The sequence below is a fragment of the Brevundimonas sp. BAL450 genome, from assembly GCF_015767455.1.
In the GTDB taxonomy this organism is placed as follows: Bacteria; Pseudomonadota; Alphaproteobacteria; order Caulobacterales; family Caulobacteraceae; genus Brevundimonas; species Brevundimonas abyssalis.
The window spans coordinates 122,484-137,193 of sequence record NZ_JADWOW010000047.1; the positions used below are offsets into that span (position 1 = coordinate 122,484).

At 66.5% G+C, this 14,710-nt stretch carries 19 protein-coding genes; 12 read left to right on the plus strand and 7 right to left on the minus strand.

All coding sequences use genetic code 11. The features are described 5' to 3' along the window. Positions 1-35 precede the first annotated feature (35 nt). Positions 36-410, minus strand: a complete 375-nt coding sequence (locus IWC96_RS07050) for a c-type cytochrome (protein ID WP_021698193.1) — start codon at positions 408-410, stop codon at positions 36-38. A 23-nt stretch (positions 411-433) separates the two neighbouring features. Further along, positions 434-937, minus strand: coding sequence for a host attachment protein (locus IWC96_RS07055; RefSeq protein ID WP_081703515.1), 504 nt, complete (start codon positions 935-937; stop codon positions 434-436). Positions 938-1,033: 96 nt separating this feature from the next. Here IWC96_RS07055 and IWC96_RS07060 point away from each other — a divergent pair, with 96 nt between their 5' ends. The 6 genes from IWC96_RS07060 to IWC96_RS07080 all read left to right on the plus strand — a co-directional run bounded on the left by IWC96_RS07060 (position 1,034) and on the right by IWC96_RS07080 (position 5,119). After that, the gene (locus IWC96_RS07060) at positions 1,034-1,669 is read left to right on the plus strand and encodes a helix-turn-helix domain-containing protein (RefSeq protein WP_021698195.1); all 636 of its coding nucleotides are present in this window, start codon (positions 1,034-1,036) and stop codon (positions 1,667-1,669) included. 104 nt (positions 1,670-1,773) lie between these two features. Next, positions 1,774-3,228: a PAS domain S-box protein gene (locus IWC96_RS07065; protein ID WP_021698196.1), complete on the plus strand. Its 1,455-nt coding sequence runs from the start codon at positions 1,774-1,776 to the stop codon at positions 3,226-3,228. After that, positions 3,228-3,830 carry a response regulator transcription factor gene (locus IWC96_RS07070; protein ID WP_021698197.1) on the plus strand — a complete coding sequence of 201 codons (603 nt, stop codon included), beginning with the start codon at positions 3,228-3,230 and terminating at the stop codon, positions 3,828-3,830. The genes IWC96_RS07065 and IWC96_RS07070 overlap by 1 nt, the downstream gene beginning before the upstream one ends. Before the next feature lie 69 nt (positions 3,831-3,899). Further along, a complete protein-coding gene (locus IWC96_RS07075; RefSeq protein ID WP_021698198.1) occupies positions 3,900-4,496 on the plus strand; it encodes an NAD(P)H-dependent oxidoreductase in 597 nt (198 codons plus the stop codon). Positions 4,497-4,604: 108 nt separating this feature from the next. Next, positions 4,605-4,730, plus strand: coding sequence for a hypothetical protein (locus IWC96_RS16085; RefSeq protein ID WP_021698073.1), 126 nt, complete (start codon positions 4,605-4,607; stop codon positions 4,728-4,730). Then, on the plus strand, positions 4,727-5,119 hold the full coding sequence (locus tag IWC96_RS07080; protein WP_021698074.1) for a hypothetical protein: 393 nt from the start codon (positions 4,727-4,729) through the stop codon (positions 5,117-5,119). Before IWC96_RS16085 ends, IWC96_RS07080 begins: the two co-directional genes overlap by 4 nt. A 56-nt stretch (positions 5,120-5,175) precedes the next feature. Here IWC96_RS07080 and IWC96_RS07085 read toward each other — a convergent pair whose 3' ends face one another. Further along, positions 5,176-6,468, minus strand: a complete 1,293-nt coding sequence (locus IWC96_RS07085; protein ID WP_196838642.1) for a dicarboxylate/amino acid:cation symporter — start codon at positions 6,466-6,468, stop codon at positions 5,176-5,178. Between the two features lie 304 nt (positions 6,469-6,772). On the opposite strand from IWC96_RS07085, the gene IWC96_RS07090 reads away from it, so the two are divergent. The 3 genes from IWC96_RS07090 (at position 6,773) to IWC96_RS07100 (ending at position 8,700) form a co-directional block, all read left to right on the plus strand. Beyond that, the gene (locus tag IWC96_RS07090; RefSeq protein ID WP_021698076.1) at positions 6,773-7,078 is read left to right on the plus strand and encodes an SCP2 sterol-binding domain-containing protein; all 306 of its coding nucleotides are present in this window, start codon (positions 6,773-6,775) and stop codon (positions 7,076-7,078) included. A 169-nt stretch (positions 7,079-7,247) separates the two neighbouring features. Continuing rightward, positions 7,248-8,450 carry an acyl-CoA dehydrogenase family protein gene (locus tag IWC96_RS07095; protein WP_021698077.1) on the plus strand — a complete coding sequence of 401 codons (1,203 nt, stop codon included), beginning with the start codon at positions 7,248-7,250 and terminating at the stop codon, positions 8,448-8,450. Positions 8,451-8,532: 82 nt separating this feature from the next. Continuing rightward, positions 8,533-8,700 (plus strand): hypothetical protein, encoded by a 168-nt coding sequence (locus IWC96_RS07100; RefSeq protein WP_021698078.1) that lies wholly within the window; start codon positions 8,533-8,535, stop codon positions 8,698-8,700. Here IWC96_RS07100 and IWC96_RS07105 read toward each other — a convergent pair. Then, positions 8,697-9,260 (minus strand): sigma-70 family RNA polymerase sigma factor, encoded by a 564-nt coding sequence (locus IWC96_RS07105; protein ID WP_021698079.1) that lies wholly within the window; start codon positions 9,258-9,260, stop codon positions 8,697-8,699. The two genes, IWC96_RS07100 and IWC96_RS07105, sit on opposite strands and share 4 nt — an antisense overlap. 177 nt (positions 9,261-9,437) lie before the next feature. Here IWC96_RS07105 and egtB point away from each other — a divergent pair, with 177 nt between their 5' ends. After that, complete coding sequence (egtB, locus tag IWC96_RS07110; RefSeq protein ID WP_021698080.1) at positions 9,438-11,585, plus strand: ergothioneine biosynthesis protein EgtB; 2,148 nt, start codon at positions 9,438-9,440, stop codon at positions 11,583-11,585. Positions 11,586-11,605: 20 nt separating this feature from the next. Here the strand turns inward: egtB and IWC96_RS07115 are convergent, their stop codons facing one another. Together IWC96_RS07115 and IWC96_RS07120 are read right to left on the minus strand one after the other, a co-directional pair. After that, positions 11,606-11,827: a general stress protein gene (locus IWC96_RS07115; RefSeq protein ID WP_021698081.1), complete on the minus strand. Its 222-nt coding sequence runs from the start codon at positions 11,825-11,827 to the stop codon at positions 11,606-11,608. Positions 11,828-11,930: 103 nt separating this feature from the next. Beyond that, entirely contained in the window at positions 11,931-12,089 is a 159-nt protein-coding gene (locus IWC96_RS07120; RefSeq protein ID WP_021698082.1) for a hypothetical protein, read from the minus strand. A gap of 118 nt (positions 12,090-12,207) precedes the next feature. Between IWC96_RS07120 and IWC96_RS07125 the strand changes: the two genes are divergently transcribed. Beyond that, a complete protein-coding gene (locus IWC96_RS07125) occupies positions 12,208-12,477 on the plus strand; it encodes a hypothetical protein (protein ID WP_196838643.1) in 270 nt (89 codons plus the stop codon). Positions 12,478-12,481: 4 nt separating this feature from the next. Here IWC96_RS07125 and IWC96_RS07130 read toward each other — a convergent pair whose 3' ends face one another. Continuing rightward, a complete protein-coding gene (locus IWC96_RS07130) occupies positions 12,482-13,153 on the minus strand; it encodes an MBL fold metallo-hydrolase (RefSeq protein ID WP_045319233.1) in 672 nt (223 codons plus the stop codon). A gap of 173 nt (positions 13,154-13,326) precedes the next feature. Here IWC96_RS07130 and tig point away from each other — a divergent pair, with 173 nt between their 5' ends. Beyond that, positions 13,327-14,667 carry a trigger factor gene (gene tig / locus IWC96_RS07135; RefSeq protein WP_021698086.1) on the plus strand — a complete coding sequence of 447 codons (1,341 nt, stop codon included), beginning with the start codon at positions 13,327-13,329 and terminating at the stop codon, positions 14,665-14,667. Positions 14,668-14,710 lie beyond the last annotated feature (43 nt).

The window sequence follows — 14,710 nt, forward strand, 5'->3', positions numbered from 1 at the left end:
CTGGCCCGAGCGGACCCTGCCGGACGGTCGTTGCGTTACAGCCGGCCCTCACGCTCCAGCCTGCGGAAATAAGCCATCAGATCGTCGATCTCGCTGGCGCGGTATCGATACGGCGGCATGTCGGGATGAGAGGTCACCAGGCCCCGCCCGAAGTCCTCTTCAAGGAGAAAGAGATCACGCCTGGCCGCGACTTCGCGGAAAGGCGGCGCGGACGGCAAGGGGCTGGCGCCGGTCAGTCCGACGGCATGGCAGCCTGAACAGTTCGAGCGTACGATCATCTCCGCGCGCTCGGCGGCCGCGGCTTCCATTCCGGTGGAGTCGAGACGCGCGTCTCCGGTCGTGCTGATCTCGGGCGAGGGCGCGCAGGCGGCGCCCGCGCAGGCCATGGCGGCGACGAGTAGATTACGCATGACATCACTCCTTGATTGGCGGTTCAGGCTTGTCCGCGAAGGCGCCTGACGACGTCGCGAAGAGCAGTGGGGGTCTCGCCGCATCGTTCGGCGGCCTCGCTGGCTCCCAGTCGTTTCAGCGTGGCGGGCGGCAGGGCTGAACGTAAGACGCCAAGGGCCCGTGGGGGCGCGATGAGGATCACGTCTTCAAAGCCCTCGCTGACGACCAGCTTGTCCACGCGTTCCGCCAGATTTTCGAGAAATCGTGCTTCGGACCGGTCCTTGGGCCGCATGGCGTCAATGGTGTGCGATCCGGGACCGAAGCGCTCGAAAACCCGGCCCTTGGCGTGGGCGGTGGTCGCCGTGGGCGTGAGATCTTCGGTCCAGGCAGGGCGTTCCGCCAAGGGACCCCCGCGCCGCCCCTCCTCGAACAGGCGGGCGTTTTCCCCATCCGCCACCACAACCAGGCATTTGCCGTACATCTGCATGAGCGCCTCCTTGAGCGAACCATCCCTCCGCCAACGCCAAGCCGCCATGATGCAGATCAAAAGGCGGGGCTGGCCACTCCGTAGAATCCCTTAGGGGGCGGTCCCGAATTTCAGGGTCTCCGGCGCGCGCCTAGCTTGGGTTCAAGGAGCAAGCCCATGACCCTTCTGGATCCCGCCCTTCAAACCCTCGCCCATCCGGAGCCTTTCGAAGGACTCGGCGTCCGGATGGTGTTCGCCCGCGGCGAGGACATCTACACCCAGGACGAGAAGGCGGACCTGCTGTACCGGGTCATCTCGGGCGCGGTGCGCACGACCCGGATCATGAGCGATGGCCGTCGCCAGATCGGCGATTTCTATTTCGGCGACGACATGTTCGGGCTCGAGTGCGGTCAGACGCACCGGTTCGCAGCCGAGGCGCTGACCACCTGCGAAGTGCTGGTCTTCAAGCCCGGCGCGGCGCTTCCGGGGCACACCGGCGACACGCGCATCCAGGCCGCTCTTTGGGAAGCCACCACCCAGGAGCTGGAGCGGTCGCGGGAGCATCTGATGCTGCTGGGGCGCCATACGGCCCTTGAGCGAGTCGGTGTGTTTCTGCTGTCGCTGAGCCGCCGCATGGGTCATGGCGAACTGGCCATGGGCCGTCAGGACATGGCGGACTATCTGGGCCTCACGATCGAGACGGTCTCACGCATGCTGTCCCAGCTTCAGGCCGAGGGCATGGTCGAGTTCTTCGGCGCGCGCCGCTATCGCCTGCTGCGGCCTGAACGGCTGCGGGCCTGGGCCGACGCCTGACGTTGCGTCCCACGGCGACGGCGGGCGCCACCGCGCCGGAAAGAAGTGGCGGCGTTCGGCGCCGTCGTGATAGTCCCCGTGACCTCTCCTTTGCGGCGATGGGCATGCGGCTAGTCAACCTGACGGCAGTCAAGAGGGATGATCTCGTTCGAGGCGTCCTGGCGGTGGTCGCGGGCGTCGCCGTGGTGCTCATGCTGCGCTTCGGCCTGGATGAGACATTCACCGACCGCAGCTTCTTCCTGCTCTACCTGCCGGTTGTGCTGCTTGCGGCCACGTTCGGCGGGCGCACCCCCGCCCTGGCGGCCACGGGCCTGTGCCTCATCATGTCCGTCCTGCTTCTGGGCGACGCGCTCTGGCTCAATCGCGCCAACATCCTTGACGCCCTGCTGTTCCTGATCATCGGGCCCGTGGTTGCGCAAATGGGGCACATGAATCTCACGCGTCGCCGACAGGCCGCCGCGCGGCAGGCCCACCTTCAGTCCATCCTGGATACAGTCCCCGAGGCCATGGTCGTCATCGACGAAAAGGGCATTATCCAGTCGTTCAGCGCGACGGCCGAACGACTGTTCGGGTGGCGGACGGCCGAGGTGGAGGGCCGCAACGTCAAGGTGCTCATGCCGTCTCCCTACCGGGATGATCACGACGTCTTCATGGACCGGTATCGAACGACCGGTGAACGCCGGATCATCGGAATCGGGCGCATCGTCGTGGGCCAGCGGCGCGACGGGTCCACCTTTCCCATGGAGCTGGCGGTCGGCGAGGCGAATTTCGACGGAGATCGCTTCTTTACCGGCTTTGTGCGCGACCTGACCGACAAGCGCGAGCAGGAGCGGCGGCTTCAGGAGCTTCAGGCGGAGCTTGTCCACGTGTCCCGCCTGAGCATCATGGGTGAGATGGCGTCGTCGCTGGCCCACGAACTCAATCAGCCTCTGGCAGCCATCAACAACTACATGAAGGGCTCCGCCACCTTGCTGGAACAGCCCGATCCCGATCTGAAGCGGGTGCGTGAAGCGCTCAGGAAGGCGGGGGATCAGGCGCTCAGGGCCGGGGATGTGATCAGCCACCTGAGGGAGTTTGTCGCCAAGGGCGACACGGAGCGGGCGCCTCAGGATCCGGTCAAGATCATGGAGGAGGCCAGCGCCCTGGGCCTGATCGGCGCGCGCCCCCTGGATCTGCGTGTCTCCTATCAGTTCGACCGGAACGTAGGCCCGGTGCTTGCGGACTCGATCCAGATCCAGCAGGTGGCGCTGAACCTTATCCGCAACGCCATTGAGGCCATGGTCGGGGAACCCCGGCGCGACCTCATCATCGGCGTGGCCGCTCACGATGAAGGCTTCGCCCGAATCTGGGTCAGCGACACTGGAAAGGGCCTGGCGCCGGAGGTGCAGGCGCGGCTCTTCCAGCCCTTCGTCACCACCAAGTCTGACGGCATGGGCGTGGGGCTTTCGATCTGCCGCACCATCGTGGAGGCTCACGGCGGCTCGATCTGGTGTGAGCAGAACGACGTGGGAGGGACCATGTTCGCCTTCACGGTCCCCCTGGCCAGAGAGGGGGTCTGATGACCGATCCTGTGGTTCACATCGTGGACGATGACGAAGCCATGCGGGAGTCGCTGTCTTTCCTGCTGGACGTCCGCGGTCATGCGCACCGCACCTATCCGGAAGCCCATTCCCTGCTGGCTCGCGGACGGGATCTGGAGCCCGGGTGCATCGTGACGGATGTGCGCATGCCGGGTCTGTCCGGGCTCGATCTGCTGCGGCGGATCAGGACGCTCGACCTGCCCCATCAGGTCCTCATCATCACGGGGCACGCGGATGTGTCGATGGCGGTCGAGGCCATGAAGGCGGGGGCCTGGGATTTCCTTGAGAAGCCGTTCCACGACCAGGTGTTCATCCGGCTCGTTGAAGGAGCGCTGGCGGCTTCGGCCCCGACGCCGGCCGGCGCCGCGTCGGTGGACACGCCCGAATGGCTGAGCCGTCTCAGTCCCCGGGAGCGGGATGTGCTCGCCGGGGTGGCGTCGGGACAGTCCAACAAGGAGATCGCGCGAGACCTGGAGATCAGCGCGCGCACGGTCGAGGTCTACCGGGCCAGCCTCATGACCAAGGCGGGCGTCCGCACCCTGTCCGACCTGATGCGGCTGGCTCTGGCGGCGGGCTACTGATCCGGCCGGATCACCTGTCCCGTTGATCTGAATCAAGGCCGGCCGCGAGGCGGGCGACGATCATGGCGCATGGACACGCTCCGCAAGCCGCCCCGGCGCATCCTCATCATCGAAGGTCATCCGGATCCTTCGCCGCAGCGCCTGTGCCATGCCCTGGCCGAGGCCTATCGTGAAGGTGCGCGTGAGGCGGGTCACACCCTGCGCACCCTGATCCTGGGTGACCTGGACATTCCGTTGCTCACCAGCCGCTCGGACTGGGAGAGCCCGGCGCCGGAAATCGTGGAGATCTGTCAGCAGGATCTGCTCTGGGCCGAACATGTGGTGGTGATCTATCCCCTGTGGCTGGGCGATGTGCCGGCGGTCCTCAAGGCTTTCCTCGAACAGGTGTTGCGTCCCGATTTTGCGTTTGATCCGAAGCGTACGGCCAAGGGCGGGTTGCTCAAGGGGCGGTCCGCGCGGCTGGTCGTCACCATGGGCATGCCGGGCTGGGTCTATTTCAGCTGGTTCGGCGCGCACAGCCTCAGAAGCCTCAGCCGCAACGTCTTCCAGTTCGTAGGTTTCGGGCCGGTCAAGACTACCGTCTTCGGCATGGTCGAGGGGGCCTCTCTGGGACGACGGCGCGTCTGGCTGGACAAGATGAGCCGCCTCGGCCGCCTCGGCTTGTAATCCGTCATTTACGATCTTCATCAGGGAAAGGAAGAGCGCGCCGTCCTTGATCCGGATCAAGGACGCGAGGATTCACGACGCCCAGGATCGAGGGGAAAGGAGACCATCATGACTCTTCAATCCCTCATCATTCTCGGCGGCGTGGTCGCCGCCTTCGCCGCGTTCATCGTGTCGGTCGGCGGAATCGCCATTTGGTCGAATCTCGATATGCGTGATCCTGGAGCCGGAGAATGAGTGCTCAGGCCGCCTTTCACCACGTGCGGCTGGAACTGGCCCGTGAACCGGATCATCCGGCCGGGGATTCCGGCTTCGGCTATGATCTGGTCATCCCTCTGGACAGCGACCAGAAGCTGGACAAGGCGGCCTGCCGGACCCAGGCCGAGCACTGTCGCGTCCGCCGTTTCCGCAATGATGCAACGGAAGCCGTCGGTCGCCTCGCCCAGTCTGACGATGGCCGATGGTTCTTCGATTTCGAACCCGGCGAGGCGGATGACGAGTTCGGCTTTCGTCTGGACGACGAGCGTTTCGTGCCGGGCGAATATATCTCGATCCGGGCTGCGGACGGCGATCTGCACACCTTCAGGGTGATGACGTCTTCGCCGGTTGACCTGGGCGGCGCCTGAAGAGGGCCCTATGGGTCCGCGCCGGTTCGAGGTGTTTGCGGTCGTAAGCCGTCGCGTCACTTCACCGGCGGGGCGATGTAGGCCTCCACGTCGATCTCGTTCTCCCACTTGCCGACGACGGTGGCGACCGCGAGGTCGCTGATGACGTTGGCCACAGTGCGGGTCATGTCGAGGATGCGGTCGAACGGCAGGACGAAGCCCACCAGCAGGGCGGTCTGCATCGGATCGACGCCGATTCCCTGAAGCACGGCCGCAAGCATGAACAGCGAGGCCGAGGGGACCGGGGCTGTGCCGATGGACACCAGCAGGGTCGTGACCACGATCAGGGCGTAGTCGGACGCGCTGAGGGTGATGCCGAAGGCCTGGGCGGCGAAGACGGCGAGGATGCCGATGTACAGGGCGGTGCCGTCCATGGACACGGTCATGCCCAGCGGCAGGACGGTGGAGAAGACCGGCTTCTTGATGCCCAGATTGCCCTCGGCCACAGCCATGGTCACCGGCAGGGTCGCCGAGGACGACGAGGTGGAGAAGGCCACCAGCGCCGCGTCGGTCACGTCGCGAAAGAACGGCCAGACCGGAAGTCGCGCGAACAGCTTGATGATCCCGCCCTGGAAAACCAGAATCTGGATCAGGCAGCCGACCACCACGCACAAGGCCAGCAGCGCCACATTGACGAAGGCCGACAGGCCGGTGGTGCCCATGACCCAGGCGATCAGGGCGAAGACGCCGAAGGGCGCCACCTCCATGATGAAGCCCACCAGCTTGAGCATGGCCTCGGCGGCGGAGTTGAACACATCGGCCAGCGGCTTGCCCGCCTCGCCGGACACCAGAATGGCCGCGCCGAGGATCAGGGCGAAGAAGATCACCGCGAGAATCTGGCCCGAGGCCAGGGCGGCGATCGGGTTGGTCGGCACGATCATCTCGATCAGGCCGGCGAACGGTTGGGCCGCCTCGAGCCCTTCGCGGGGGATCGCGTCGGAGAAGTCCACGCCCGCACCGGGCTGGATAAGGAGGGCCAGGGTCAGGCCGACACCCACTGCGGTCAGGCTGGTCAGCACATACAACGACACGGCCTTGACCCCGATGGAGCCCAGACGTTTGGGGTCGCTGAGACTGATCACGCCGGACACGATGGTGACGAACACCAGCGGCGCCACCACCATCTGGATCAGACGCACGAACAGGTCGCCCAGCCAGCGGATCTGGCCGGCGCCTTCGCCCCAGATCAGGCCGACGACAGCGCCCAGGACCAGGGCCAGCAGAATTCGTTTCCACAGTACGATCCCGAACCAGTAGCGGTGCACGACGCCCCGGGGGCGTTCGTCGGCGGAGTCGCTGTCCAGGGTCATGCGGTCGTCCCGAGTCTGAAAACTATGGTGAGGAGAGGGCGGCGCGACCCAGCCCTGCGGCTGCTGCTCGGCCTCCACGGATGCACCGGCGTCAGCAAGGACGACGGCCCCCGAACGCATCCGATGTGGTCATGAAGCAGATGTGAGAGGCCTAACGCAAGACGGTCCTGTCGCTGGCGGCTGGACAGGGAGCTGGAGCGGGTGCGGCCTCACGAAACTGTTGCGCTCTTGACGCTAGGTGATCTTGTGGCCCGCCGCGTCGAGGGCTACCCATCACATCAAACGTCGATCAAGGGAGACGACCATGGCCGATCTGGCTTCCGTTACCGAACACATCCGCAGCGCCGTCGGCGAGAACTCCGGCCTGGGCAAGACCGTCAAGATCGACCTGGGCGACACCGGCCAGATCTACATCGACGGCGCCTCGGTGCCGAACACCGTGACCAATGAGGACAAGCCCGCCGACGCCGTGGTGTCGATCAGCTGGGACGACTTCATGGCTCTGTCGGAAGGCAAGCTGGATCCGATGATGGCCTTCATGCAGGGCAAGCTGAAGATCGCCGGCGACATGATGATCGCCCAGAAGCTGGCCCCGCTGCTGAAGCGCTAGGCGGCCTGGCTGCATTTCTCCCTCCCTCTCGGGGGAGGGCCGTCAACGCGCAGCGATGACGGGGTGGGGGCGCCTTGAGCGAGACAGCGAGCCTGCCTTGCCGAGTCCTCCCCACCCGGTCGCTTCGCGACCACCCTCCCCGGGACGGGGAGGGAGAGGGGATACGCCTATGCATTTCCAGCATTCCGACCGCGCGCTTGAATGGCAGGACCGCCTGAAGCGTTTCATGGACGCGCGTGTGCTGCCCGCCGCCGCCGATTACTGGGCCGAGGTGCGGGCCGAGCCGAACGTTCAGCCGCCCACCATGGAGCGGCTCAAGGCCGAGGCGAAGGCCGAGGGGCTGTGGAACCTGTTCCTGCCGGGCGAAGACGGCGCCGGCCTTACGAATATGGAGTATGCGCCCCTGGCCGAGATCATGGGCCGGGCGTTGTGGTCGGCGGAGGTGTTCAACTGCAACGCCCCCGACACCGGCAACATGGAAGTGCTGCACATGTTCGGGGACGCGGCCCAGCAGGACCGCTGGCTGAAACCCCTGATGGCCGGGGAGATCCGCTCGGCCTTCCTGATGACGGAGCCGGAAGTGGCCTCGTCGGACGCCACCAATATCCAGACCCGCATCGAGCGGGACGGCGACCACTATGTGGTCAACGGGCGCAAGTGGTGGTCCACCAACATGGCGCACCCGAACCTGGCCGTGACCATCGTCATGGGCAAGACGGACCCGGACGCCTCCACCCACGCCCAGCAGTCCATGGTCATCGTGCCGGCGGACACGCCCGGCTTCCGCGTGGAGCGGATGCTGACGGTGTTCGGCTATGACGAGGTTCCCATCGGCCACGCCGAGGTGGTGCTGGAGAACGTGCGCGTGCCGGCCGAGAACCTGATCGCGGGCGAGGGCCGCGGCTTCGAGATCGCCCAGGGGCGTCTGGGGCCGGGCCGCATCCACCATTGCATGCGCACCATAGGCTGCGCGGAGGCGGCGCTGGAGCTGATGGTGCAGCGGCTTCTGACCCGCACGGCCTTCCGCAAGACCATCGCCGAGCATTCGGTGTGGGAGCAGCGGGTGGCCGAGGCGCGCACCAACATCGAGATGTGCCGGCTGCTGGTGCTGAAGGCCGCCTGGATGATGGACGAGGTGGGGGTCAAAAACGCCCGCTCCGAGATCGCCCAGATCAAGGTGGCGGCGCCGCGCATGGCGCTGCAGGTCATCGACGACGCCATCCAGGCGTTCGGCGGCGCGGGCGTGTCGGGCGACACCGAGCTGGCGGCCATGTACGCCATGGTCCGCACCCTGCGCATCGCCGACGGCCCGGACGAGGTTCACAACCGCACCATCGCGCGGCTGGAATACGCCAAACACGCCGTCAAGTGATCCGTCTGCGTCGCACATCCTGTGCGCGACAGGCGTGACGGATCATGGCAAGCTTGGCCTTTGCAGCGCGTCGGGGGACGGATTGGCCAAGGATTCTGACAAGCGCGGAAAGCCTGCGTCCCTGCGCGCCGACGCGGTGTTGAAGGCTGCGGTTCGCCGGATTGAATCCGAAAGGGTTCCCGAGACGCTGGAAGACCACGCCCGGCGCATCAGCGGCGCGCCCTCGGCCAAGGGCGACAAGCGCAACTAGGCCGCGTCGCTCTCGCGATCCACGTCCATGATCTGGGCCAGACGGTTGCGCGCCCGGTTGACCCGGCTCTTGATGGTGCCCAGGGCGCAGCCGGCGATCTCGGCGGCTTCCTCGTAAGACAGGCCCGCAGCGCCGACCATGACCAGGGCCTCGCGGTGTTCGGGGGGCAGGGTGTTCAGGGCGGCCTGAAGCTGATGCAGTTCGACGGACCATTCCTGCGACGGCGGGCTGGTCAGGGTCGCGGCCATCTTGCCGTCCTCGTCCGGCGTCTCGCGGCGGTGTTTGGAGACGGCCGTGTACCAGCTGTTGCGCAGGATGGTGAACAGCCAGGCGCGAAGGTTGGTGCCCGGCTGGAATTTGTCGCGGTGGGTCCAGGCCTTGGTCAGGGTCTCCTGCACCATATCGTCGGCGTCGGACGGGTCGCGCGACAGGGACCATGCGAAGGCTCGCAGCGAAGGGATCAGGGCGATGACCTGTTCTCGCCAGACCGCGGGTTCGGCGATGCCGGTGTCGGCGTCCCCTTCAGGGCGCGAATCAACAACAGACGCGCGAGCGGGCATGGGCGGGACCTTGCGGACAGGAACTGGGGCCGCCACATCCGGCGGACGATGCTGAGAACGCGAGGCCAAACAGAGTGTTCCGGCCATAGGCGCATTTGGGGAACAGCGCCCGGCCCCGGGTGTTAGACTGTACGCGGAAGGGCGAATGGACGTTCAGAACACGGGGGGCGTCACGCCATGAACATCGCCAGCAGGGTCGACGGGGCATCCTGTCAGGACACGGATCGCTACCAGATCGTGCGCGCGCGGATGACCGGTCTGGCCGCCGGATTGTCCGCCGAAGATCTGGGCGCCCAGTCCATGGCCGACGCCAGTCCGGGCAAGTGGCACCTGGCTCACACAAGCTGGTTCTTCGAGGTGATGTTGCTGGCGCGACGGCCAGGCTATCAGCCGGTGGACGAGCGTCTGGGGCGGTTGTTCAACTCCTACTATGAGGCGCTCGGCGCCCGGGTGGTGCGGCCGAACCGGGGTCTGATGACGCGCCCGTCGCTGGACGAGGTGCTGGCCTATCGCCGCGAGATCGACCGCCGCATGATCGCCTTTCTGGGCGAGGGGCTGGAGGATCCGCAGGAACGCTATCTGTTCGATCTGGGCCTGAACCACGACCAGCAGCATCAGGAGCTGTTCCTGACCGACCTGCTGCACCTGATGTCCTGTTCGCCGCTGGAGCCGGCGGCCTATGGCGCGGAGCCGGGCGGGCCGGACGCGGCCGGCGCGGATCGGGGATGGACGGATTTCGACGGCGGGCTCGTCAGCATCGGCCATGACGGCGCGGGCTTCGCCTTTGACAACGAGGGGCCGGCGCATCCGGTGATGCTGGCGCCGTTCCGGATCGCGCGGTCGCTGGTGACCAATGGCGACTGGCTGGCCTTCATGGCGGACGGCGGCTATCGGCGCCCCGAGTTGTGGCTGTCGGACGGCTGGGCGGCGGTTCAGGCTCACGGCTGGACCGCGCCAGACTACTGGCGCGGCGAGGGGAATGACTGGCGGGTCTTCACCCTGGCGGGCCCGCAGGCGATCGATCCCCACGCGCCGGTGCGTCATGTCAGCTTCTATGAGGCAGACGCCTTCGCACGCTGGTCCGGCAAGCGGCTGCCCACCGAGTTCGAGTGGGAGCATGCGATGAAGCAGGGGACGCTGGACAACGCCTTCGACCAGGTCTGGCAATGGACCGGCAGCGCCTATCTTCCCTATCCGGGCTTTCGCGCCACGGAGGGCACGGCGGCGGAGTACAACGGCAAGTTCATGGCCAACCAGATGGTGGCGCGGGGCGCCTCCTGGGCCACGGCGCCGGGGCATTCGCGCGCGACCTACCGCAATTTCTTCTATCCGCATCAGAGGTGGCAATTCATGGGACTGAGACTGGCCGAGGACGCGCCCGCGCGGCGTTCGCAAGGGACCGACGATCTGGAGCCGTTCGCCCAGGCCCTGATCGAGGGGCTGTCCGCCTCGCCGAAGGCCATGTCGCCCAAATGGTTCTATGACGCCGCCGGCTCACGTCTGTTCGAGGACATCACCCGCCTGCCGGAATACTATCCCACGCGCCAGGAGGCGGCGCTGCTGGCCGAAGTCTCCCCCCGACTGGCCGAGGCCATGGGTGAGGATGCTGTGCTGGTGGAGTTCGGCAGCGGCGCCAGTGAGAAGACCGAGGTGCTGCTGGACGCCGCGCCCGGCGTCGCCGCCTATGTGCCCATCGACATCAGCGAGACGGCGCTGGAGGAGGCTGCGGTCCGAATCCGGACGCTTTATCCGAGGCTGGATGTTCGCCCCATGGCGGGCGATTTCCTGCACCCGGCGGCGTTGCCTGAGGGCTTGCCGAGCGGGTGTCGTGTCGGCTTCTTTCCGGGCTCCACCATCGGCAACCTGGACCCCGAAGAGGCGAGAGCCTTCCTGAAAGACGCGCGCGCCATGCTGGGCGAGGGCTCCCTGTTCATCCTGGGGGTGGATCTGGTCAAGGATCCCGCCGTGCTGATCGCCGCATATGACGACTCCGCCGGGGTGACGGCCGCCTTCAATCTCAATCTGCTGGAGCGGGCGAATGTCGAGGCGGACGCGGACTTCGACCCGTCGGCGTTCCATCATCAGGCGCTGTGGAACGCGGACGAGGCGCGCATCGAGATGCATCTTCGCGCGCGCCGGGATCAGGTAGTGGAGGTGTCTGGGCGGCGGTTCAAGTTCCGCGAAGGCGAAACTCTTCACACCGAGAATTCGCGCAAGTTCACACCGGATCGTGTGACGGCCCTGGCTGAGTCTGCGGGCTGGCGGGTGCGCGACCTGTACGTCGGCCCCGAGCCCAGCGTGGCGCTGGTGCTGCTCGGGGCCTGATCGTAAGCGTCAGTTCTGGATCAGCCCTGGTCGTTCTTCTCGGGCTTGCGGGCGCCGTGAGACGCTTCGCCGCCCTTGCGGCCGGCCTGGGCGGCCAGGCTGCGGTCCTGGGAGAAGCTGCGCTTCTCGCTGGGGACGCTGGCGCCGCCCTTGCGGGCGATTTCGCGCTGGCGTTCGGGGTCCATGGACGCGAAGCCGCGCTTGGATACGCCGGACGCGCGCGGGGTCTGTCCTTCAGCCATTTCGGGGCTCCTTTCGGTTCGCCTGAGAGGCGTGCTTTGCTGTTGAAAAGTGAACCCCGGGCCCCCGCCATGGTTCCGCTTGCGGATGGTAATTCGCGGGTCTTCAGTCGTGGGGGCGGGAGTCGCCTTCATCACCGCCGCCCGGTTCCAGCGGCGGCATCTCGGTGGGCGTGTCCGCGGGATCGATTTCCGGGCCGGGGGTGTTGCCGGGCTCGATCTCGGGCGACGGTCCGCCGGGAGGCGTGGGTTCGATGTAAGTCATGGGGTGGTCTCCTTTGTCAGGAAGCCAACGCGCCGCGGTCGTGCATGTTCACGGCCAAGCTGGAACCGTCTGCGCGGGCGCCAAGTTGAACAGGCTCCACCCCATGCAGGAGATCGCCATGACCGACGTCACCGCCCGGACCGACACGAACACGCCCGAAACCGGCTCCCTTGACCCCACATTGTCCCCCCGGCCTGATCTGAACGCCGGCGCGACCAGCGGGTCGTCGCCCATGACAGCCCGGATCGAACGCGGTCTGCGGGAAGGTCGCAGCTGGGCTGAAAGCCGCACACAGCGCGCCGGCGAAACCATCCGCGCCCATCCTGTGCGCAGCAGCCTCGGCGCCGTCGGCGTCGGCGTCGTGCTGGGCATGCTTCTGCGGCGCTAGGGCGTCAGGCGCGCTTCAGCGCCGAGTCCGACACGAACGGGTTGGTCCGGCGCTCCTCGCCGAGCGTCGAGACCGGCCCGTGGCCGGGGGCGAAGGTGACATCGTCACCCAACGGCCAAAGCTTGGTCACCACCGAATCCAGCAGGGTCTGATGATCGCCGCGCGGGAAGTCCGTGCGGCCGATGGAGCCCTTGAAAAGCACGTCGCCCACCTGGGCGAACCTGGCCGCCCGGTTGAAGAAGATCACATGGCCTGGTGTGTGCCCGGGACAGTGGCGGACCTCCCAGACGGTTTCACCCAGCGTCATCACATCCCCCTCGTCGAGCCAGCGGTCCGTTTCAAAGGTCCGCGCCTCGGGCATGCCGTACATCTGGCCCTGGGCGGCGAGGCCCTCGATCAGGAACTGATCCTCGGGGTGGGGGCCCTCGATGCGGACGCCGGACTTCTCCTTCATCTCCGCCGCCCCGCCCGCATGGTCGATGTGACCATGGGTGATCCAGATCTGATCAAGGGTCAGGCCGCGCCGCTTCACCTCGGCCAGGATCATGTCGACGCCGCCGCCCGGATCGATCACCGCCGCCTTGCTGGTGGCGGTGCACCAGACGACGGTGCAGTTCTGCTGCAGAGGCGTGACGGGGGCGATGAAAACGCCGATGGGGGAGGCGGGCTGGGTCATGCCGTCCAGATAGCCACGCCGGGCGGCAAACGAAACCCGGTCGTTGACCTGAACCGCCCTTGCCGACATAAGGGCGGGCTTCGAGGAGCCGCTTCCGCACGGGGCGGCCCTTTTCGCATTTTCCACCCGCGAGCGCTGCTCGAAAGCGCCGCCACAGAGCGTCAGACACGTCCATGCAAGTCGTCGAAAAGTCCGCCGAAGGTCTCAGCCGCGTGATCGCGGTGACCATCCCCGCTTCCGAGCTGAACGCCAAGCTGGACGCCAAGGCGGCCGAAGTCGCCCCGCAGATGAAGCTGAAAGGCTTCCGCCCTGGCAAGGTGCCGGTGTCGCACGTGCGCAAGACCTATGGCCGCGACCTGATGGGCGAGATCGTCAACGACGCCCTGAACCAGTCCAGCCAGAAGGCCCTGGACGACGCCAAGCTGCGCCCGGCCGCCCCGGCCGAGATGAAGCTGGTGTCCGACATGGACAAGGTGGTCGCGGGCCAGGAAGACCTGTCCTACGAGATGGCTCTGGAAGTCATGCCGGACTTCAAGCCGGTGGACCCCAAGTCCCTGAAGCTGACCCGCCCGGTCTATGAGGCGGCCGATTCCGATCTGGACGAGGCGCTGAAGGAACTGGCCGGTCAGGCCAAGACCTATGAGGACAAGGGCGGCAAGGCCCCGAAGGCTGCCGAGGGCGACCAACTGACCATCGACTTCGTCGGCAAGATCGACGGAGAGGCGTTCGAGGGCGGCTCGGCCGAGGACGCGGATCTGATCATCGGCTCCAACCGCTTCATCCCCGGTTTCGAGGAGCAACTGACCGGCGCCAAGGTCGGCGACGAGAAGACCATCGAGGTCACCTTCCCCGAGCAGTATCAAGCCGCTCATCTGGCCGGCAAGGCCGCGACCTTCGACGTCACGGTCAAGGCCCTGAAGGCCCCCAAGGACAGCGCGATCGACGATGAATTCGCCAAGCGCCTGGGCCTGGAGTCGCTGGACAAGCTCAAGGAGCTGCTGCGCGACAACCTGAATCAGCAGTACAAGGGCGCCGCCCGCTTCAAGCTGAAGCGCGCCCTGCTGGACCAGCTGGACGAGCAGCACTCCTTCGACCTGCCGCCCAAGATGGTCGAGGCCGAGTTCGACGGCATCTGGCAGCAGGTGGAGGCCGACAAGGAAGCCGGCCGCCTGCCCGAGGCCGACGCCAAGAAGTCGGAAAAGAAGCTCAAGGAAGAATACCGCAAGATCGCCGAGCGCCGCGTGCGTCTGGGCCTGGTGCTGGCCGAGATCGGTCGCGAGAACAACGTCACCGTGACCGACCAGGAGCTGAACAACGCGATCATCGCCGAGGCCCGCAACTATCCGGGCCAGGAGCAGGCGGTGCTGAACTTCTATCGCCAGAACCCCAACGCCGCCGCGGGCATGCGCGCCCCGATCTACGAGGAAAAGGTCTGCGACCTGATCTTCGATCAGGCCGAGGTCAAGGAAGAGCCCATCAGCAAGGAAGACCTGTTGAAGGACGACGAGGAATAGTCATCGTCAGACCCGGTCAGTCGCCGCTCGGCGACCGCTGATC